The following is a 20,524-nucleotide window of genomic DNA, read 5'->3' as shown; positions in this document are numbered from 1 at the left end:
ATGACCGAATTTGAACGCCACCGCCAAACAGTGCAAACCGCGCAACCGTACTACGCCTCGTACGAAGCTCGACGAGGAGTCTTTGGCTGCTCTTTGCAAGGCGTTGGCCCATCCGGCTCGTGTGAAACTGCTTAATTACTTGGCTGACTATGGGACATGCTATTTCGGCAAGTTGACCGACATCCTGCCGCTGGCGCCCTCGACCATCTCTCAGCACGTGACTGTGCTGAAGGATGCCGGATTGATCCTGGGCTCTGATGACAACACCCGTACCTGTTACTGCGTCAACGTCGAGCGCTTGGAAGAGTTGAAGGAACTGATTGCCGCTTTGTGATTTTTTTTTGGCGAAAGGTATTCGTAATTCGCCGAATTACGACGAGGTGCAAACATGTCGATTAACAGCCCTGATGTCCAGGCACCGCCAGGCGAGGTCCTACCTGCCTCGGGCTGCTGCGGCGGGACCCCAAGCAACGAGAGTACCGCGTGCTGCGCGAGGGACGAGGCAGCCAAGCGATCAGGGGCGGCGGGATGCGGCTGCTCGTCTTCCTCGAGCAGCGGTGGTTCCGCTGCTTGCTGCGGAAGCCGCAGCAGTAGTGAGCATGTCGTACCTATCGGTTCGACGGCGAATCAGCTTCCCAACATTGCGCCCGACCATTTCCGTCGTCCGGAGTTCGCGAGGTTGCGACCCGAGGGCATGGAGCATCCACCGCGGATCTTGGTGCTATACGGCTCGACGCGTCAGCGCTCCTTCAGTCGTTTTCTCGCCGAAGAAGCTGGCCGACTTCTCGTTGCGCTCGGGGCGGAAATACGCTTCTTCAACCCGTCTGGCTTGCCATTACCGGACGATGTTCCCGACACCCATCCCAAGGTGCAGGAACTGCGGCAGTTGGTCGAGTGGTGTGAGGGCATGGTTTGGAGTTCACCGGAGCGCCACGGCGCCATGTCAGGAATTTTGAAAGCTCAGATCGATTGGATTCCGCTCAACACCGGCGCGGTGCGCCCGACTCAAGGCAAGACGCTTGCAGTCATGCAGGTGTCGGGCGGATCGCAGTCGTTCAACGCTGTGAACCAGATGCGCGTGCTGGGACGATGGATGCGCATGATCACGATCCCCAACCAGTCGTCAGTGCCGAAGGCATTTCAGGAGTTCGATGAGCACGGACGAATGAAGCCTTCTTCGCTCTATGACCGCGTCGTCGACGTTACTGAAGAGCTGATGAAGTTCACGCTACTGACACGAGGCATCTCGCCGTACTTAGTGGACCGTTACAGCGAGCGCAAAGAATCTGCTGCAGAGCTGTCCAAGCGAGTAAATCAACGTTCCATCTAAATTTTGCAGCCGAGAGAAAAAGATGAAATCGACGACACGCCCATCATCCCGGTTTAGCCGACGATCATTCGTCGGTGCTGGTTCGTTAGCCATTGCCGCGATTCCCGCGGCAGTCACAGCTGAGGAAGTGCGCACGATCGGCGTTCCGCGGCGGGAGTATGGCGAAAGGTCGTCATTTGAACGCTCGGCCAGGCTGTTTCCCCAAACGTCCACCCCCGGTACCGGTGCGAGTCGGTCACCGCTTGCGGACCAATATGGAATCATCACGCCGTCGTCTTTGCACTTCGAGCGGCATCACTCGGGTGTGCCCACGGTTGACCCAGCACTACACGAGCTTGCCATTCACGGCCTCGTAGAGCGGCCGCAGCGATTCACGATGGCTCTACTGCGGCGCCTGCCCTCAGTCTCGCGAATCAACTTCATTGAGTGCGGCGGGAATGCCGGCCGAGAGCATCGGGGCAATCCTGGTGCGACTGTTCAGCAGAGCCATGGCTTAGTTAGCTGCAGTGAATGGACAGGTGTTCGGCTCAGCACGTTACTCAACGAAGTTGGACTGAAGCCCTCGGCGCGATGGGTCCTGGCAGAAGGTGCAGATGCTTCACGTCACGCTCGTAGCATCCCATTGTCCAAGGCATTGGAGGACGTGCTGGTGGTTTATGGCCAGAACGGCGAGGCGCTTCGGCCGGAGCAAGGGTATCCGCTGCGTTTGCTCGTGCCTGGCTGGGAAGGAAACGTGAGCGTGAAGTGGCTCCGTCGTCTACACGTCATCGATCAAGCCATGATGACGCGCGATGAGGCGGCAAGCTACACCGATCTCATGCCGGATGGTAGAGCCCGGCAGTTCAGCTTCGAGATGGAATCGAACTCCGTGATCACTTCACCATCAGGCGGGCAGCAACTCGATGGTCGCGGTTGGATCGAGATAACGGGGTTGGCTTGGTCTGGTCGTGGTCGCATAGAGCAAGTCGATGTTTCGGTCGACGGTGGCGCGACTTGGTCACAAGCAGAGCTGCAAGCTCCGATTCTGAATAAAGCTTTCACGCGCTTTCGGTTGCCGTGGCGATGGCAAGGGCAAGAAACAGTTCTTGTCTCGAGATCGAGGGACGAAACCGGATACGTCCAACCTACGCGAGACGCGATCATAGCTGCGCGAGGGATGAAGGAGGGGCCAGATGGATTCAATCACTACAATGGTTTGAAGCCATGGAAGCTCGCCCGCGATGGAAAGGTGACGCATGTCTAAGCAGCACTCTCCTTGGATCTTGGTAGGGTTGCTATTGGCTATCGCGGTTGTAGCTGAGGATCTTGGGTCAACGCGCTCAGATGGCAATGCCACGTTGTATGGCGTTGGTGAGCCACTGAGTCCAGAGCAGGTGACTTCAGTCGACATCTCGGTGCTGCCTACCGGCGCGGGCCTCCCGGACGGAAAAGGCTCCGCTCGCGAAGGAGCGACGGTTTACGCCACGCACTGTGCGGCATGTCACGGCGACAACGGCGAAGGGCGAGGGGATTACGTTGCGCTTGTCGGTGGGCGTGGCAGTTTGGCGTCGAGCCAGCCAGTGCTCACGGTCGGGAGCTACTGGCCGACTGCCACGACCGTGTTCGATTACATTCGGCGCGCTATGCCGTACAACACGCCCGGGATACTGACGGCGGATGAGGTCTACGCGCTCACTGCCTGGATCCTGGAGAAGAATGCGATTCTTCAGCCCGGCGTGGTGCTCGACCGTCGAGGCTTGTCTGCAGTCCGCATGCCAAACAGCGATGGGTTTATTCGCGATCCGCGCCCGGATGTGACGCCGCAGGCACATGTCTGTGCGTATCACAGCGATGCGCAGCATGCCGCCGTCATACTCAGCAACGTTCCGTGCGGCGCTGACAGGAGAGCGGATCGAGTCGATTCGGTTGGCGCCGCCAAACGCAACCATTAGAGCACCTGTTGCTCGAACAGAACGAGAAGCGATCGCTGCAGCGACGATATATGCAGCTTGAAGGCTGGCAGAGCCTGAGTGAGAATCGGCCGCCAGACGGTCGGCCCTCGTTAGCTAAGCATGGGTCCAACGGAACCAGAACTCACGACTCGTACACCACTTTCGGGGACGCGATGTGGCGGGGATGATCTGCAGGGCGCTCGCTGTCCGAGGAATTGCGCTGATGCTTCGTGAGAGCTCGCCATGCAAGTGACCCGCATCGGCAACCATCTGGCAAGTGTTGGCGAGAGCCCCATATGGGATGCGCGCACTCAGTCGATCTATTGGGTGGATATCCGTGGGCAACGGATTCTCAGAACGGCGCTCGATGGCCGCACCGATTCGATAGAACTCGGCGAGCCCGTTGGTAGTGTTGCCTGCGCCGTGGATGGCAAAGTGATTGCGGCACTGAAGAGCGGTGTATTCAAGCTTGCGTTCGACACCGCAGAGATCGAATTAATCGGGGCGCCGCCAGGCCACCCGCCGAGTCACCGCTTCAACGATGCCACGACAGACTCACACGGTAATTTCCTGGTCGGCACCATGTCCCTGGCTGTAGCTGGCGAGCCGAGCGGTTGCCTGTATCAACTGCGTCCCGGCGGACAGTGGCGTTTGCTTCTGGAGGGTTTTCGAACCATCAACGGACTGGCCGTCTCCGCCGACGGCACGACATTGTATGTATCGGACTCGCATCCGCTGGAGCGAAGCGTATGGCGCTGTGAATACGACGGCGAAGCCGGCGCGATACGCCGCCGCGAGCTGTTCGTGCGTTTCAACGATGCAATGGGACGGCCGGATGGTGCCGCCGTCGACGCCGACGATCGCTACTGGGTGGCGGGCAACGACGGCTGGGCAGTTCACTGTTTCACGCCCGACGGCTCTGTGTGCCAATCGATCCCGATACCGGTGCAGAAGCCGAGCAAACTTGCTTTCGGCGACGCGGACTTGCGCACGATGTTCGTTACCTCGATCTCGGCGGGAGTGACCGCGCCTGCGGGTCAGCCGGATGCGGGAGCCCTGTTTCGCGTGTCACCCGTAGCGCCTGGGTTGGCAATCCCGCCGGTCGCTCTCTGATTGCGTCTTTCATTTGGCCGATCAGATTATATTTAATCTTTAATATTGCATTTGGCCATTCCTCGTCGTAGTCTGCGGGCTTCATCGAGGAGTGATTCATGCAAGACGCCATGCCGGCGAGTTCAGTGGTCAGCACTGCCTACTCGCGCGTCACGGAATTGATTCATCGGGACATCGTCGAGGGACGCCTGCAGCCCGATAGTCGCTTGAAAGTGGTCGATCTCGCGCGTCAGTACGGCGTGAGTCCGTCGCCCATCCGTGAAGCTTTACAGCAGCTGCAGGCCGAAGGGCTCGTGGTGTTGCTGCCGAATCGCGGAGCAGTGGTGCGCGGCATCGACGCGCGTGAGTTCATGCACATGATGCATGTCCGTGCTGCCGTCGAAGGGATGCAAGCACGCATCTGTGCGGCCGTTGCGGACGGCAAGCTTCTCACTGTGATCATTCATGCCGCGGGCCGCTTCGCCGAAGCAGTGGAAGCGGGCGATCGCGACGGCTGGTTCGAATGGAACCGGCGCTTTCACAACGCGATCAATGGTGCCGACGGCGGTGCCATCGCACTGGAAGTGGTCGAGCGAGCCAATGGTGTCATGGCGGCGTTTCGCCGCAGATGGGCGCCGGGCCTTGAGCGACGCCGGCTCGCCGTGCGCGAACATGACGCGATCGTCTCGGCCATTCGCGCGCGCGACGGCGAGAGCGCCGAGCAGGCCGCTCGAGTGCATGTGTTGAACAGCCTGCATGACATCGTAGAGCGGGTTCGCAGCGAAGGTGCCTGGCAGGGGCCGCTGCCCCTGGATCTTCGCACCGCGCGGGTGAAGAAGAAGAGCAGCCGCGCCACCGGAGGGCGTACGGTCAAGACGAAATGAGCGCGCCGGCCAAGGCGGCATCGGTCCACGTGCCGGCGATGGCGTGGTGGATCCTGGCGCTGAGCTCGCTGGATTCCGTGCTCGGGATGATCGACCGGCAAGCGGTCGCCATCCTGAAGACGACGCTGAAGGCGCGCTTCGGCATCGACGATAGCGAATATGGAGTGCTGGTAACCGCATTCCTCGCTGCGTACGCAATCTTCTTCACCGTTTGCGGCCGGCTCATCGATCGCTTCGGCAGCCGCAAAATGCTGACCATCTTCATCCTCATCTGGTCGACGGCGACCATGCTGAGCGGCATCGCGCGATCGTTCGAAGAACTGCTGGCCTATCGCGCGCTACTCGGTGCCGCCGAAGCGGGCCTCACGCCGGCAACCATCTATGCGCTGGTTCGCTGGTTCCCGAAAGAACGGCTCGCGACTGCATATGGATTGCGCGGGCCCATCATCGCATTAGGTCCCATCCTGGCGCCGCCGGTCGTTGCCGGGTTGGCATTGACGATGGGCTGGCATGCCGCCTTCCTGGTGCCGGGCGCGGTCGGATTTGTATTTGCGTTGGCCTGGTGGCTCTCTGACAAGGATGCGCCGGCGGAAGCAGCCGCGCGAGCCGCGTCCAACAAGTCAACATTCAAAGCGATCCTCAAGAATCGCCTGCTCTGGGGGCTGGTGGCGGCACGCATGATCAGCGATCCGCTGTGGTTCTTCATTCAATCGTGGATGGCCGGCTATTTCCAGGAAGTGCTCGGCCTGACGCTCGCGCAGGTCGGCTCGCTGCTATGGATTCCACCCCTGGGTTCGGCAGTGCTGGCCATCGGTGTCGGCGCATGGTCGGATCGAATGGTGCGAGCGGGGAAGGAAGTTACGCTCAGTCGTGTGTACGCGTTGCAGGCCGTTGCGTGTCTCGCGCCGCTTGCGCTGCTCATTCCTCTCACCAGCAGCGTGCCGATCGTGCTCGCGTTGTTCAGCATCCTGATGGTGATGTGCCTGAGCTGGCTCACGCTAACAAACGTGCTGGTCGCGACGTTGTTCGATAGATCGTCCGTCGCGACCGCCGCGGGCGTACTCAACGCGCTGGGAACCGTCGGTGCGGCAGTCTTCAACTTCTTCGCCGGCTCGATCGTGCAGGAATACGGTTATGGCGCCATCTTCGCCATCGTTGCGTTCCTGCATCCTCTGGCGGCGGTGGTGCTCTATCTATTCTTCGGTCGCAGCAAGCCGCGCGCCGCGACCACGGCTGGCGCGACGTTGGAACAAACAGGCTGAGGCGCAGGCGATTTCGGTGTTGACTGTCGCCGTTTAAGATTATATATAATCGATTAAATTCAAAATGACGCGACCAAGTCGCTGCATGGGGGAAACAGATGTTCTTGTTCAACCGGTCCCGGCGTGCCACGCCGCTCGCTGCCGCCGTCGCGGCAGTATGTTCTCAGGCGGCTTTCTCGCAGACGTCGCCGCAACCGCCATCCGAGCAATCTGCTTCGAGTGCGACGGCCGTGGAGGAAGTAGTCGTCACGGGTCTGCGGCAGTCGATTCAAGATGCGATCGCCAACAAGCGGGACGCCGATTCCATCGTCGATTCGATCTCCGCGCAGGACATCGGCAAGCTGCCCGACCAGAACGTCGTCGACACGTTGAGCCGCGTGCCAGGCGTGCAGATTTCCCGCTCGCGCGGCGACGGCGCTAATTTCACGATCCGCGGCATCTCCTTGAACAACACACTGATCAACGGCCGGCCTTTCATCGGTGCGACCTCGGACGCTTCGGCGCGTCTGGACGTGTTGAGTTCCGACATCGTCGATTCCATCGACGTGATCAAGTCGCCCTCGGCGGACATGCTTGAAGGTGCGCTCGGCGGCACAGTGAACCTGAAGACCAAGCGGCCACTCGACCTGCCTCCGATGATCGTGGCGCTGCGCGCGCAGGGGCAGTACGCCGATACCGCTGAAGACTACGGCTTCCGTGGCTCGGCTCTGGTCAGCAAGCACATGGCCGATGATCGCGTCGGCCTGTTGTTCAATGCCGCCTATCAGTATTTGCAGGCCGAGGAGCAGCTCTTCGATGCGTCCAACTACACGCGCGTGAATGATATAGACGGCAACGGCGACGGCGTGAACGATCCAGGCCTGTTTCGGCCGACACGCCTGCAGACCATTCGACTGCCGCGCCCGGTCGAGCGCATTACACTCAACAGCGCGTTGCAGTTCCAGGCTAGTGACACGCTCGGCTTTCTGCTGGAAGGCACCTACAACCGCTTCGAAGCGAGCGGCAACCCGCAGCGCTACCAGACGCTCTTGACCAGCAACGAGGTCGGGGCGGTCGCTGATTCCCACGGCACAGTTGTGTCAGGTCGACTGAACGGCGTCACGCAGCGGCCGCTCGTCTACCAGGAAGACGAACGCTCGAACGTGGCGTCATTCGCCGGCCGCGTCGAATGGAAACCCGGGGATTGGAACATCGCCGCCGACTTGTCGTACGGTCGCGGCCGCGCGCCCATCGATGGCGGCACATTCACAGTCGTCATGGCTCCCAGAGCGGGTCGCACCGTGAGCGCGGATTACAACCTGCTCGGCAGCGATATTCCTTCGTACAACCTTACCGCCAACTTCGACATCAACGATCCAAGCCAATATCAAGTGCAGTCGATTTCGGATAACTCCAACACCAACGACAACCAGGCTACCGCCGGTCGGCTGGACTTTGCGCGCGATCTGAGTTGGGGAGCTCTGAACCAGGTGCACTTCGGCTACCGCTACGAAGATCGTACCTTCCGCACCGCTAGGCGCGTGCTTTCCATGTCGCTTGCGAGTCTGGTTGCGGCTGCGGACGCCGATGGTAATGGCATCGTTACAGCCGATGAAATTCCCGGCATGCACTACAAGTACCCGCTGTCCCGCGGTGTGCTCAGTGGGCTGTCTGGAAACTTCCCCAGCAATTTTCTCGGCGGATCGGTCGATGCGGACGCCGTGCGCCAGCAGTTCGGCTACGACCAGCCACCCATTGCACCGACCACGGTGAGCGACGTCAACATCGAATCGCAAGCCCTCTACGTGAAACTCGATTTCGAGAGCGAGCTGGCAGGACTGCCGCTGCGAGGAAACATTGGAACGCGCGCCACCTTCACCGATCGTGTGTCCTCCGGCAACATTGACGTGCCGGGTGTGGGCACGCAGCCCATCTCCTACTTGAAGTCGTACACGGATATTCTTCCCAGCGGCACGCTGATCGTGGATCTGCGGGACGACCTGCTGTTGCGGCTCGCGGCGGCCCGCGTCGTAGCGACGCCACCGCTCAGCGATCTCGCGGCAGGGTTTACCTATTCGATCGTCAGCAACACCGGCAATGGCGGCAACCCGCTGCTCGACCCGTACAAGGCGACGCAGGCCGATCTGTCACTCGAATGGTACTTCAGCGAAGGCAACATGCTCGCGGCCTCGGTATTCACGAAGAACATCGAGTCGTTCACGAAGATCACCGTGACCGAGGAGATATTGACCGGCTTCATCAATCCCAACGGCACCGGCAACGTCTTCCTGATCAGCAGGCCAGACAATGGCAGCGACGGCAAGGTGACGGGATTCGAAATCAACTATCAGCAGGCGCTCAGTTTCTTGCCGGCGCCGTTCGATGGCCTCGGTTTTCAGGCGAACTACACGTATGCAGACAGCGAAACTCCGATCGTGGATGAACTCACGCAGAAGACCCTGCCGTTACCGCTGCTCTCGGAGAACAGCTACAGTCTGATCGGCTATTACGAGAAAGCCAGCATCTCGGCACGTCTCGCCTACACCTTCCGCGACCCGTATTTGCTGGGTGTGCAAGGTGCAGCGCTGGGTGGTAGTCGCTACGTCGACGATCAGAATCAGCTCGATGCCTCGGTCGCTTACGCGCTCACCGACTCGATCAAATTGATGTTCGATGCGCAGAATCTGTTACGCAACCCGGAAGTGCAGTACGACGGCGTTCGTGGCCGCGTGGCGTCCGTGCGCATCAACGATCGACGCTATTTCATTGGCGCATCGGTGACGTTCTGATGAATTCGCCGGGCGCGGAGTGCGGCGTGGTTGAGCGAACAGAGCCTCTGGATGAATCTGTGCGTGAGGCGCTGGCGTCGGTGTCGACGGCAACGCTGACGACCATTCTTTTCAATAAAGGGTTGCGCAATTGCTTCATGCGAGATGTTCATCCGGTGCGCACCGGCAAGCGGACCATGGTAGGCCCTGCTTATACATTGCGGTTTATTCCCTCGCGTGAAGACGTGGATTCATTGTTCGAGCGAGACAGCCGAACCGACCTACAGCGTGTCACAGCAGAAACGGTACCTGCAGGCGCGGTGCTGGTGATCGATTCCCGCGGCGATGCATCTGCAGCCTCTGGCGGCGCGCTGCTCGCGCTGCGTATGCAAGTGCGATGCGTCGGGGGCATCGTTACCGACGGCGGATTTCGCGACAGCCCCGAGATCGGACGACTGGCGATGCCTTCATTCCATCGACGCGCGGCGGCGCCGCCGGTCGTCGTCAGTCATCACCCTCAGGATGTTCAGCTGCCGATCGCATGCGGCGGCGTGGCTGTCATTCCCGGCGACGTCATCGTCGGAGACGATGAGGGTGTCGTTGTGATTCCGCGGCACCTGGCGAGCGAGGTCGCGATGCTGGCGGTGGGCAAGGAGAAGATCGAGGCGTTCATCGCCCGTGAGATCCGGCTCGGACGGCCCGTCACTGGCCTGTACCCGCCGGGGGAGCAGGCCCTCAAGGATTACGAAACATGGATTGCCGCAGGATCCCCCGAGCATGGCCCTGAATGGAGAGCCCGTTGAAGATCGTCGAATTGCGTTCGCGTTGTGTCGCCATTCCCTTGAATGCGGTGCTGCGCAGTAATACCGGTGTGCATCCAGGTTATTTCGTGCGCACGGTGTTGGAAGTGCTCACGGATGAAGGTGTCACAGGGTTGGGAGAAGTGGGCGGCGGCGATCAGCGCGCGGCGCTTGCGAAGCTAACATCGCGCGTTGTCGGGCTCGATCCATTCCAGATCAACGTCATTCGTCAGAAGACGTTGCGAAACACATATTTCATGTCCAATGCCCGGCTGTATGCGGCCATCGAAATGGCCTGCCTCGATATCCAAGGCAAGGTCCTGAATCGGCCGGTTTCGGATCTGCTTGGCGGGCGCTTGCGAGAGTCGGTTCCCTTCATCGCGTATCTGTTCTGGCGCTACGACCGCCCTGGCGGCGGCGACGATATGCGCGCTGAGGATGTCGCTGATCACTGCGAGGAACTCGCGGCGAATCTCGGCGTACGCAGCATGAAGCTGAAGGCTGGAGTCATGGGGCCGGGCGAGGAGGCGAGAGTGCTCGAGCTCTGTCGCAAGCGGCTCGGCTGGGATTTTGGGCTGCGCATCGATCCGAACGGAACCTGGTCGGTCTCGACCGCGGTGCGCATCGGCCGTCGCCTGGAAGATATTCAGCCCGAGTGGTTCGAGGACCCGGCGTGGGGGCTCGAGGGGCTGGCGGCAGTGCGACGCGCGATTCGCGTTCCGATCGGCACGAACATGTATCCGGCGCGCTTCGACGATCTGGGTCCAGGCATCCGGCTTGGAGCAGTGGATACGATTCTCACCGACCTGCACTACTGGGAGGGAATGCTCGGCGTGAAGGAGTTGTGTGCGGTGTGTCGCGCCTTTGGCATCAGCGCCGCGATGCATAGCGGAACCGAGTTCGGCATCGAGCTCGCGGCCATGCTGCACACGGCTTCGACGATTCCAGAAATGGTGGCTGCCGCCGACGCGCATTATCACTACCTTTCAGACGACATCATCGCAGGTGGCAAGTTAGCGTATCGCGATGGCCACATCGCCGTGCCCAAAGGTCCAGGACTGGGCGTCGAGCTCGATGCGGAAAAAATGGATCACTACGAACGTTACTTCGAGAAGCACGGCGACTACTACGCGCGCTTCCGGGTGGATCCACGCCGCCCCGACTGGTTTCCAGTCATCGGATCGACATGAGCGCGCTCCCTGCCAAACCGTGTCGACGCGTTCTCGTCACGGGCGCCAGCGGCCGCATCGGGCGATTCCTCGTGCCCGCGCTGATCGATGCGAGTTACGAGGTGAGCGCATTGGACATCGTCGCACCTCAGCAGCCCGATCCGCGCGCGCGAAGTCTTGTTGCAGACATGACGAACCGCGAAGAGTTTCGGCGGCTTCTCGTCGGACACGACGCGGTCATTCATCTCGCCGCGAACCCACTCGCGCAGGAGTGGAGCGAAGTCGAGCCGGCGAACATCACAGGCGCAGTGTCGGTGCTCGAAACTGCCGGGGAGCTCGGTCTGGATAAGGTGATTTTCGCGAGCTCGATCCACGTCTGCGGATACGCGACGTTGGGCGATCACTTCCACGCGAACACGCCGGTACGGCCCGATGGTCCGTACGGTGTGTCCAAAGCTTTCGGTGAAGCTGTCGCGCGGTATGTGCACGAGCGCTTCGGCCCGAGCGTCTTCGTATTACGCATCGGTACTTGCCGCGCGCGCCCGCTCACGATCAGGGAGCGCACGACCTGGATCAGTCCCGCGGACCTGGTGCGACTCGTTCGCGCTTGCCTGAGCCCGACGGCGAAAGGCTATCGCATGTTGTGGGCGTTCTCCGCCAATCGGCATGCGCACGTCGATCGCAGTGAGTGGGGCGCAATCGGCTATCAGCCCAGCGACGATGCGGAGAACTATCTCGACGAACTCACCGATCCGGAATCCGGCACCGTCGCCGAGGGACGAATCGGCGGGCGCTTCATCAAGGCTGCACGCAAGCAGGGGGAGGACTCATGAAGAACAATCGCTCTCGGATGACAGTTGCACGGCTCTGGCTGATCGGCGCTTTGTACTTGAGTTGCGCATTGCCTCTGCACGCGGATCAGGCAACCGCAGACCCGAACGCCACGGCCAAAACCAAAGCGATGCTCAACTGGCTATCCAACCTCGGCGTGCGCTCCGACAACAAAGTCGTTATCGGCCAGTACGTCACGCGACAGCTCAACAACACCGACGGCCGCACGCCCGCTCAGGCCTGGGATTACTACTACGAAGGATTGCACGCCGTCACCGGCAAGTATGTCGGCATGGCCGGCCTGGATTTCAGCACTCGCGCGAAGAGTCAGCACACAGGCTCGAACAACACGCCGAGCGACTCCAACTGGCGCAAGTTCGCGATGGATCACCACAACAACGGCGGGCTGTTGCGCCTGATGTGGCACTCGGGAAATCCCTGGAACGATGCCAGCGCCTGGTCCTCGATTCCTTCGGGCAGCACCATGAGCGACATCATCACGCCCGGCAATGCCGCGTACACCACCTGGATGGCCTGGCTCTCCGCCATCGCGGATGTCATGCAGTACTACGAAGACAACGATGTGACCGTCATCTGGGGGCCTTTGCACGAAGCGAACGGCAACTGGTTTTGGTGGGGTGGGCTACGCACCACCCCTGCGAGTTACATCGATGTGTGGCGCCACATGTATGACTACTTCACGACGACGCGTGGATTGCACAACATTCTCTGGATGTACAGCCCAGGCAATCTGTCTTCAGCGACCTCGGCCGTCGACCGCTATCCGGGCAACGCATACGTCGACATCATCGGCCCGGACAAATACGACAACACTTATACCGCGCTGTACAACACCTTCACTTCGCCCACTTACGGCAAGGTTTTCGGCTGGGGGGAGGTCGGTTCGAACCTCAATTCCATCGACAACCGCATCTATATCAACCAGATCAAAGCCGCATTTCCCAAGGCCGCGTTCTATTTGCAGTGGGCCGACAACGACTATCCGAAATCGATCCGCTCCAATACCTTCGCAGACGAGGTGATGGATATCGACTGGATCATCACCCGGGATGAGTTGGGAACCGCTACCGACAACAGCAGCAGCAGCGTGGCCTACAGCGGCAGCTGGGCGCATTCCGCCGACTCGACGTATTACAACAGCTCCAAATCGGTTTCCAACACGTCGGGCAGTACCGCTACATTCAGCTTCACCGGTACCAGCATCGACATCTACACCAAGAAAACTCCCTTGAGCGGCATGTACGACGTCTACATCGACAACGTCTATGTGGCCACTGTGGACTGCTACAGCGCAACCGATCAAGCGGCAGTGAAGACTTACAGCAATTCAGCTCTGAGCAATGATGAGCATACAGTGCGTGTCCAACTCGCGGGCCAAAAGAACAGCAGCTCCTCGGGCTATTACGTCGGGCTCGATTATTTCCAGCATCGTTCGGCGTTCGTGGTCAAGGACAACGCCAGTGCTGCAGTCACTTACGGCGGTGCTTGGACGCACAGTGCGGACTCGTCTTATTTCAACGACACTAAATCGGTATCCAACGTCAGCGGCAGCAGCAGCAGTCTTATCTTCACTGGCACTCAGGTGGGTATCTTCACCAGGAAGACGCCCGCGAGCGGGATGTACGATGTCTATATCGACAACGTTTTCGATGCCACGGTCGATCTCTATGCCACGTCCGCTCAGCCGATCAGTCGTACTTACAGCAAGACCGGTCTGGGGAGCGGCGAGCACACGATTCGCCTGGAGGTGTCCGGTCAGGCGAATCCCGATTCCAGCGGCGCCTTCATCGGCCTCGACTATTTCGACTATCGTTGATCTCAGCCGAGTGCTCGTCGCACGCGGTGGAGTGTCGCCAGAGATTCGCCGGATACTGGACCGGTGGAAGCGGCGCCTGGACGCCACCGTTCCACAGACCGGTGATGGCCGAGGATTGGAGCTTCGTGAAGCCCTTAATGTCCAATTACTCGAACGTCCAGTGCAGGTCGATGGTCGATGTGTGGTAGCCACTATCCTATTGACGATGCTTCGCTCGATGGGGTCAGCCCAGCAAACGTAAGGGTGTTGCTGAAAACAGATGATGGTGCCCTCGTGCTGATGTCATATCGTGGCGTGCGTCATGCTTCGGACGAAGTGAACGCCCGCATGGCGCGCGGCAAAACGGGTGAACGCCTCGGACTATTATCTGCGGACCGCGCCGTTCTTCGAAACCTCGCACGAGATCATCGAGCAACGTTCTGGCGCGGAGGCGCGCGGAACAGTTGCTACGTGATGAAGCAGTTCACGGAAAGCACAGAGTACGCAAGGACTACGACTACTGCGCCGAGGTTGCTGAGGAATACATCACGAAGCCCAAGCAACCGCAAACCGCAATGCATGTCGACCGGCTGACAACGCCGGCAACGCGAATCACCTGCTTCGTTATCTGCGGCGTCTGTTCGATTGGGGAAGGCGTCATGGTCACAATGAAACCAACCCGGCCGAAGGCGTGAAGCTTGCGCCTGAACGCAAGCGCAAGAGGATGCCGGAGCATGAGGCACACGCGGCCGTGGTGACCTTCGCCCGCGAACGAGGAGCGACTCGCTGGATCACTCGTGCGCGCCCAATGGGGCTTTTCGCTCATGGGCGTGTATGTGGCATGGCTCGCTATCGGTATCCCGCGACGTTAGCTGGTAGCCCCGCATCCTGAACCTCGATGAGATACCGCCACGCATCGGGCTGACTGCCATCGATATCGGTAAAGCCGTACACCCGCGCGAGCTCGCCGCTGGAGAGCGAATGACCATGCCAGCGGGACGCATTTTCATCGGCGGCCAGCGCAGCGACTGCACGTCCTACGAACGCCGGAGACTCCGAAATCGCAAAGTGCGGGATGCGGTGGGTGGCATCTTGCCAGTTCGATTCTGTGACACCGAACGCATCGAGCATCGCCTCCGAGCGTAGCCAGCCCGGCGTGAGCATCACCGCGGTGGTCTGCGTATTCCGGAGCTCGTGCGCCAGAGCAAACGCCATGCGTTGAACGCCGCCCTTGGCGAGGTCGTAGAAGAATGAGTTCCGATAGCGCGTCTGGTTGTACTCGGCGGTGCCATCATTCACTTCAACGAGCAGACCGCGCTCGGATCGGAGCAACAGGGGAATAGCGAAGTGACTCGTGATGGCGTGCGTATCGATGGCGAGCCGGAGCATTTTCAGTCCATAGGGTAGATCCGACTCCCACACTGATTTCCCCCACTCGATGTGTGGGGCGCCGAAGATATCGTTCACCAGTACATCGAGGCGACCATGTGCGGCATCGATTCGTTTGATCAGTGCGCTGACCTCATCGGGAACGAGGTGATCCACACGTACAGCGATTCCGTGACCGCCAGCGGCGTCGACGAGTGCAGCCGTCTCCTCGATGGTCTCGCCACGCCCCATCTCAGATCGCTGCGCGCCGGATGTTCGGCCAGTCACATAGACGGTCGCTCCTACGCGTCCAAGTTCGACAGCGATTCCGCGGCCTGCCCCGCGTGTTCCGCCAGCAACCAACGCTACTTTTCCGGCTAAGGGCTTCGTCACTCTGGTGTCCTCTGCGGGTAACTGGTGTAATCGATTTAGTCAGTCACACGTTAGAGAGGGCTCCGTGGCTCGTCAAATCTATTTAGACAGTTACGGCGACGCCGGCGTGATCGTTTCACTACGGCTCGTGAACGAGCTGGCGCCGAGTGCCGAGCGTCATCGCGACATCGTCGCGAGCATCCTCGCCTTCGATCCTTCTTCGCTTGCCGCGTTTCGACGGCAGCAGATTCCGGGATTCGTATCCCTTTCTATGCGGTTGCGCGGAGTGATTCATCACCTGCTGGAGGAAGATCTCGAGGCCGCCGCTGGCGTGCTCAACGAGATGCTTGCGGAGCATCCGGCTCATCCGCACCTTGCAAAAGAAGATGGACGCTGGCGACTGCATCATCACCCTGCTGATGCGCAGCTGGTGCCGATGTATGTTTCGATCTGCGCCGAAGCACTGGCACGGATGATAGGGGAGGGTCTCGTCGATCGATTCGGCCGCTGCGAAGCGAAGGGCTGCGACATCCTTTTCTTCGACACCTCGAAGAACGGAACGCGGCGTTTCTGTTCGACGACTTGCCAGAGTCGCACCAAAACAGCCGTGTTCCGCCAGCGTCAGCGCGCCTCGGGACGTTCGTGATGATGGAATTCCGCCACGTTTGTTACTCCCACTGTTCGATGCTTTGTCGCTAACCTTTGTCATGCCCTGTGCGCACGCATCGACCTTGAGAGAATGAACAATGAGCAACGCTCGCGCGAGATGAGATGCTCGATAACATCGCACTTTACTGGCTGACCAACACGGGCGCCTCGTCGGCGCGGCTCTATCGCGAGAACGCTGGCGAATCTGGCTGGAACCAAGGCATCGTGGATTCTCCCGTGGGGGTCAGCATCTTCCCAAGGGAAGTTTTTCGGGCGCCGCGCAGCTGGGCGCTGCTTCCGCAAGGTGCGTGGCGCGTAATCAAGTAGGAGAGTGATGGAGGACGAACGGCGCCTGCATGCACATGACATCGACCGTTTCGAAACGACAAAGGCGTATCAGGAGTCAGTGTTGAGGTGGATCGCAATCGCAGTACTGCTGGTGGTAACGCAGGGCGGACGGGCCGCTGCAGAGTCAGGCACGACTTCCGCGGCAGCGAAAAAGGCAATCGCAGATTCAATCAGCGCTGCTTTGCAAGGCGATGGCGTGCGAGCGCGTGCGGCGTTGGTGGCGGTGCCCGCCGAGCAGTTCTCAAAAGACGACGTCCCTTACCGAGCCTGCATGATCGAGCGCTTTTCAGATCAGCCTCATCCGCTGCCCGCCGCGAACACGGACGATGCATTCGTGCGGGAGGTGCTCCAGATGTATCAAGAGTATTGGCGGCGTGCGCTGATGAACCCGTCGCAACGCGATGCGCTCGCTGCGGATCTTCGGCGCAAGCTCAGTGCTTTCCTCGGCGAGGGAGCTGTTGTGCGAGATTGGGATGCTCTCGAATCACGATTGTCCGAGCGCTTAAAGGGCCGCGCCCATCATTCACAGCTGGGTTACACACCGCCGCTGCGCGAGCTGATGATCTGGCGGAAGCGGAACTCCGAAGTTCATTCGATCGAGCTGCCGGAGGGAGCGCACCACATCACCGTCGAGAAGCTCGACGATTTCGTCTCGCTCGGGTGGAGCTCGTATGCGCGGTGCGGTCGCGGTTCCAATGGTGGTTGGGTCGGCGAGGATCGTATTTTCGCAGTGATGCCGGCCTTCGCCAACGAAGCCGGTGAGGACGCGTTTCGTGCGAGCTTGCTGGCACATGAGACACAGCATTTCGCCGATCTCGAGCGCTTTGGTGAATTGGAGAACTGGAGGCTGGAGTACCGCGCGAAGTTGACGGAGCTCTGGGCCGCCGGGGAATCGCTCAACAAGCTTCTAACGAAATTCGCGGCGAGTCAGAGTGACGACAAAGACTCACCGCACACGTATGCGAACAAGCGCGTGCTCATCGCGTTGCGCGAGCGCTTGCGAGTCAAGCGCATCGAGTCCTCCGCACCTAACCTCGAGGATGCGCCCGTCGATGACATACGCGAGGCGGCGCGTGCCGAACTGATCGAAGATTCCCGACGCCTCGCGGCGGCGAAGAAGCGATAACCACGCTCTCGCGTCGGACAGGATGATTTCGAACGTGTCAGTGGCCATGCCGCGACTTCTTTTCGAGAGTTTGTCCGACGTGAAATCGACGCGTTCGTGGCTTAGAGGCGGAAACTGTGCGGCGCAGCCGTCTCAGCCCGCGCGCATGCGCAGAATCGTCGGGATATCGATCTTGCCGCCGTACTCGCTCAGTTCCTCGTTGGCGCTCTCGACAGCGAACATCGCCATGCGATCCGCCAGCTCGTTGCACTGGCGTGCCCACGTGTGCGATGACGTGAGTAAGATGCACCTTGGATTGGATGCGGCTGTAGACCGAGTAGGCGGCTTGAATGATTTCGAGGTTCTTGATCTCGCCGCCGGCCTTGCGCCAGCCCTTCTTTTCCCAACCCGCGGCCCACTTCGAGATGCAGTTGATCGCGTAGGTCGAATCGCAAAGGATCTGCACAGTTAAGCCGCTGGTGATGGCGGCTTCTGCCATCACCAGCGCGCGATGCAGCGCATTGAGCTCGGCTATGTTATTTGTGCCAGCACGGTTGTAGAGGCCGTACCAGAGCTGCGCTAGCTCGCCATTGCGATAAACCGCGAGCCCGGAACCCGCCCGGCCAGGATTGGGATCGCAGGCGCCGTCGCAGTAGATCTGTAGATCGAATGGAGATGGAGGGCTTGCACCGAAGCCCGCTCGCTTGTCTTATTTGCCGCCCGGCGCACGAAGGTGGACCTGGGCGCACCGCCCGCGAAGGCTCGCTCCGCTTCCGCACGGGTCGCGAATGACTTGTAGCGTGCGCCCGCAAATCTATCGACCTGTTGATGCGTCGTGGGCCAGTCCGTGAACACGCCGGTCTGCCGTCCTGCCCAGACCACATAGAATTTCTGTGCCAACGCGATGCCTTCGTTCGATCGGATCATTGGTGGCAAAGTCTAAAGCACGCGCCGCGTGATGAGTACGGCTGCTTGCGACGGGCAAGATGCCAGTGTGGCTCGGCATCCCGACGCTGTTCCAGTCCGTCCGAGAATTCAGCGATGGCCGGCAAGCGTCTCTGCCAGGAACGAGAGCTGCGACTGCCGCGCTCGCATCGCCGCTTTGGGGTGAAAGGCCAGACCCTTCGCCGGATCATTCAGGTCCTGCGCCGTGAAGGCATGTAAGGCATGGCCATACGCGTGCAACTGCCAGTCTGCCCCCGCTTGTGTGAGTTCGCGAGTCAGTTCGAGCACCTCACCAGGAGGTGCATACGGATCTTCCCAGCCATGGAGCACCAGAACGCTGGCGCCGATGCGATGGGTTGGTGCTGGAGGCTTCGAGAGCACGCCATGAATGCTGATTGCGGCTAGCAGACGTGGATCACCGCTGCGCGCCAAGTCCAGTGCGCACAGCCCTCCAAAGCAATACCCGACAATCGCCATTCGGTGCGAGTCGACAAACGGCAGCGACGTGGCCGCATCGAGTGCGGCCCGCAGCCTGCGTAGCAGGAGCGCCCGATCGTTCATGAAAGGATTCATCAGCTCACTGTTGTCTGCTTCGATGCGACCACGGTTGCCGCGACCGTACACATCGATTGCAACGCCCACATACCCTTGCGCAGCCATGTCCTCGGCCATCCGATCGATGTGGGTCAGTCGGCCGCTCCAGTCATGCGCGATGAGCACACACGGCTGGTTGTCTGATGGCGTTGCGCGAGCGACGTAGGCCTCGCACACGGTCTCTCCATCTCGATATTCCAGTAGCTCTGCGTGAATCATCCCTCGACCTCGCATTGTCTCGAGCGGATCCGGGAGATCCGCCGGGTTTGGGCATCGGTCAACATCTTAGAACAGAAAACGATCGACATTGCGCCTTGAAACCCATTTGCCATCAAGAGCTCTCCGTTTCACGGTCGAAGATACGACCGTCGAAAGTCGCAGCCATGAACTTTATGACCAGCCCCCTGTACGTCGGTGAGGGCGCCGGAGTCATCCGGCGCCGAGCCTCAAATCATCCGGCGGCAATCACGGAGCAATCAGATATCTCCAAGTTCCTTCTCCGTGAAGCCGGCGGGAATGGTGAACAGCGACTCCGGCGTCGCCGCGCTCTTGATCGAGGTGGTCTTCATTTCCTGAAACAACTTGCCGTTGAGATAGGTGCGGGTGATGACGGGGAAGCCGTTCATGGTCTTCATGTCCTGCGATACTTCCGCCATGCCATTGGCCGCTGCGGTTCCAGCGAATGCAGCGCCGACCTGCTCGATCGTGGCGAACAGATCCTTGCCTGCCGGCACCGAAGCGATCTCCACCACGCAGAGTTCCTGCACCTTGGCGCCGTTGGTGAAGACTTCCCAGACTTTGCAGGTCTGGCCCATGGCCGAAGACTCGGTGCGGCCGGTCGCCTTGATCGTGCGATCGATCTTGGGTTTGCTTTCCGGTTGTTTCTTTTTGCGCTGTTCCGGCGGCAACAGCGCCTCGAGATTTTCCCTGGCCTCGCTGACTTTCCTGTTCATCGCATCCATCGCGGCCTTGTCCAGCTTGCTGTAGGTCTTGGCGCCGGTGTTCAGCACATAAATCGTCTTGTCCTTGAAGATCTGCACCTGCTGGCCGTTCTGCGATTCCATTCGGAAGCGGCCGTTGCCGGCCCACATCTTCATGTCCTGCTTCTGCACCTGGCCCGAGAAATGATTGGCGGCAATGCTTTCAACATAGGTTCCGGCGCTGGCGATTGCAGGGAGGATCACGGCTGCTGCGAGCGCGATATTTCTTACTTTGTCGATGCTCATGAGTGGGTTCACGACGTCCTTGGAGGAAACAGGCGCGCGACTGTGGCAAAGGCACG

The 20,524-nt window shown here is 60.2% G+C and carries 18 protein-coding genes and 2 pseudogenes; 16 read left to right on the top strand and 4 right to left on the bottom strand.

Translation table 11 applies throughout. The features are described 5' to 3' along the window. The first annotated feature begins 10 nt into the window (after positions 1-10). The 13 genes from EK373_RS31905 to EK373_RS34495 all read left to right on the top strand — a co-directional run bounded on the left by EK373_RS31905 (position 11) and on the right by EK373_RS34495 (position 14,456). The gene (locus EK373_RS31905) at positions 11-334 is read left to right on the top strand and encodes an ArsR/SmtB family transcription factor (protein WP_129649424.1); all 324 of its coding nucleotides are present in this window, start codon (positions 11-13) and stop codon (positions 332-334) included. Positions 335-610: 276 nt separating this feature from the next. Then, positions 611-1,330 (top strand): arsenical resistance protein ArsH, encoded by a 720-nt coding sequence (gene arsH / locus EK373_RS31900; protein WP_129649501.1) that lies wholly within the window; start codon positions 611-613, stop codon positions 1,328-1,330. Between the two features lie 22 nt (positions 1,331-1,352). Beyond that, positions 1,353-2,573, top strand: a complete 1,221-nt coding sequence (gene soxC, locus EK373_RS31895) for a sulfite dehydrogenase (RefSeq protein ID WP_129649423.1) — start codon at positions 1,353-1,355, stop codon at positions 2,571-2,573. Beyond that, on the top strand, positions 2,566-3,261 hold the full coding sequence (locus EK373_RS31890; RefSeq protein WP_129649422.1) for a c-type cytochrome: 696 nt from the start codon (positions 2,566-2,568) through the stop codon (positions 3,259-3,261). Before soxC ends, EK373_RS31890 begins: the two co-directional genes overlap by 8 nt. A gap of 243 nt (positions 3,262-3,504) precedes the next feature. Further along, positions 3,505-4,374: an SMP-30/gluconolactonase/LRE family protein gene (locus tag EK373_RS31885; protein ID WP_129649421.1), complete on the top strand. Its 870-nt coding sequence runs from the start codon at positions 3,505-3,507 to the stop codon at positions 4,372-4,374. 98 nt (positions 4,375-4,472) lie between these two features. After that, on the top strand, positions 4,473-5,237 hold the full coding sequence (locus tag EK373_RS31880; RefSeq protein WP_129649420.1) for a GntR family transcriptional regulator: 765 nt from the start codon (positions 4,473-4,475) through the stop codon (positions 5,235-5,237). Then, positions 5,234-6,499, top strand: coding sequence for an MFS transporter (locus tag EK373_RS31875; RefSeq protein WP_129649419.1), 1,266 nt, complete (start codon positions 5,234-5,236; stop codon positions 6,497-6,499). Before EK373_RS31880 ends, EK373_RS31875 begins: the two co-directional genes overlap by 4 nt. Positions 6,500-6,729: 230 nt before the next feature. Further along, positions 6,730-9,267, top strand: coding sequence for a TonB-dependent receptor (locus EK373_RS31870; RefSeq protein ID WP_157994633.1), 2,538 nt, complete (start codon positions 6,730-6,732; stop codon positions 9,265-9,267). Positions 9,268-9,293: 26 nt separating this feature from the next. Further along, a complete protein-coding gene (locus tag EK373_RS31865; protein ID WP_198683815.1) occupies positions 9,294-10,049 on the top strand; it encodes a ribonuclease activity regulator RraA in 756 nt (251 codons plus the stop codon). Next, positions 10,034-11,236, top strand: a complete 1,203-nt coding sequence (locus EK373_RS31860; protein WP_198683814.1) for an enolase C-terminal domain-like protein — start codon at positions 10,034-10,036, stop codon at positions 11,234-11,236. Before EK373_RS31865 ends, EK373_RS31860 begins: the two co-directional genes overlap by 16 nt. Continuing rightward, positions 11,233-12,048 carry an NAD-dependent epimerase/dehydratase family protein gene (locus EK373_RS31855; RefSeq protein ID WP_129649415.1) on the top strand — a complete coding sequence of 272 codons (816 nt, stop codon included), beginning with the start codon at positions 11,233-11,235 and terminating at the stop codon, positions 12,046-12,048. Before EK373_RS31860 ends, EK373_RS31855 begins: the two co-directional genes overlap by 4 nt. Next, positions 12,045-13,883, top strand: coding sequence for a glycosyl hydrolase (locus tag EK373_RS31850; protein ID WP_129649414.1), 1,839 nt, complete (start codon positions 12,045-12,047; stop codon positions 13,881-13,883). The genes EK373_RS31855 and EK373_RS31850 overlap by 4 nt, the downstream gene beginning before the upstream one ends. A gap of 177 nt (positions 13,884-14,060) precedes the next feature. Further along, positions 14,061-14,456, top strand: coding sequence for a DUF3237 family protein (locus EK373_RS34495; protein ID WP_407676233.1), 396 nt, complete (start codon positions 14,061-14,063; stop codon positions 14,454-14,456). Between the two features lie 255 nt (positions 14,457-14,711). Here EK373_RS34495 and EK373_RS31840 read toward each other — a convergent pair whose 3' ends face one another. Then, positions 14,712-15,623: an SDR family oxidoreductase gene (locus tag EK373_RS31840; RefSeq protein ID WP_129649413.1), complete on the bottom strand. Its 912-nt coding sequence runs from the start codon at positions 15,621-15,623 to the stop codon at positions 14,712-14,714. A 64-nt stretch (positions 15,624-15,687) separates the two neighbouring features. On the opposite strand from EK373_RS31840, the gene EK373_RS31835 reads away from it, so the two are divergent. From EK373_RS31835 to EK373_RS31825, 3 genes and pseudogenes are all read left to right on the top strand, one after another. Next, on the top strand, positions 15,688-16,248 hold the full coding sequence (locus EK373_RS31835; protein ID WP_198683812.1) for a CGNR zinc finger domain-containing protein: 561 nt from the start codon (positions 15,688-15,690) through the stop codon (positions 16,246-16,248). A 104-nt stretch (positions 16,249-16,352) separates the two neighbouring features. Then, positions 16,353-16,541, top strand: a pseudogene (locus EK373_RS31830) (epoxide hydrolase); the annotation flags it as partial. Between the two features lie 118 nt (positions 16,542-16,659). Then, positions 16,660-17,724 (top strand): hypothetical protein, encoded by a 1,065-nt coding sequence (locus EK373_RS31825; protein ID WP_129649411.1) that lies wholly within the window; start codon positions 16,660-16,662, stop codon positions 17,722-17,724. 132 nt (positions 17,725-17,856) lie between these two features. Here EK373_RS31825 and EK373_RS34490 read toward each other — a convergent pair. The 3 genes and pseudogenes from EK373_RS34490 to EK373_RS31810 form a co-directional block, all read right to left on the bottom strand. After that, positions 17,857-18,603 (bottom strand): annotated as a pseudogene (locus EK373_RS34490) (ribonuclease H1 domain-containing protein). Positions 18,604-18,738: 135 nt separating this feature from the next. Then, positions 18,739-19,461, bottom strand: a complete 723-nt coding sequence (locus EK373_RS31815) for a dienelactone hydrolase family protein (protein WP_198683810.1) — start codon at positions 19,459-19,461, stop codon at positions 18,739-18,741. 257 nt (positions 19,462-19,718) lie between these two features. Then, complete coding sequence (locus EK373_RS31810; RefSeq protein WP_157994632.1) at positions 19,719-20,468, bottom strand: DUF4412 domain-containing protein; 750 nt, start codon at positions 20,466-20,468, stop codon at positions 19,719-19,721. Between the last annotated feature and the right edge of the window lie 56 nt (positions 20,469-20,524).

The sequence above is a fragment of the Peristeroidobacter agariperforans genome, from assembly GCF_004138335.1.
Lineage (GTDB): Bacteria > Pseudomonadota > Gammaproteobacteria > Steroidobacterales > Steroidobacteraceae > Steroidobacter > Steroidobacter agariperforans.
Note: the sequence above shows the minus strand (reverse complement) of the source record. Positions and strands in the feature narration are given on the sequence as shown.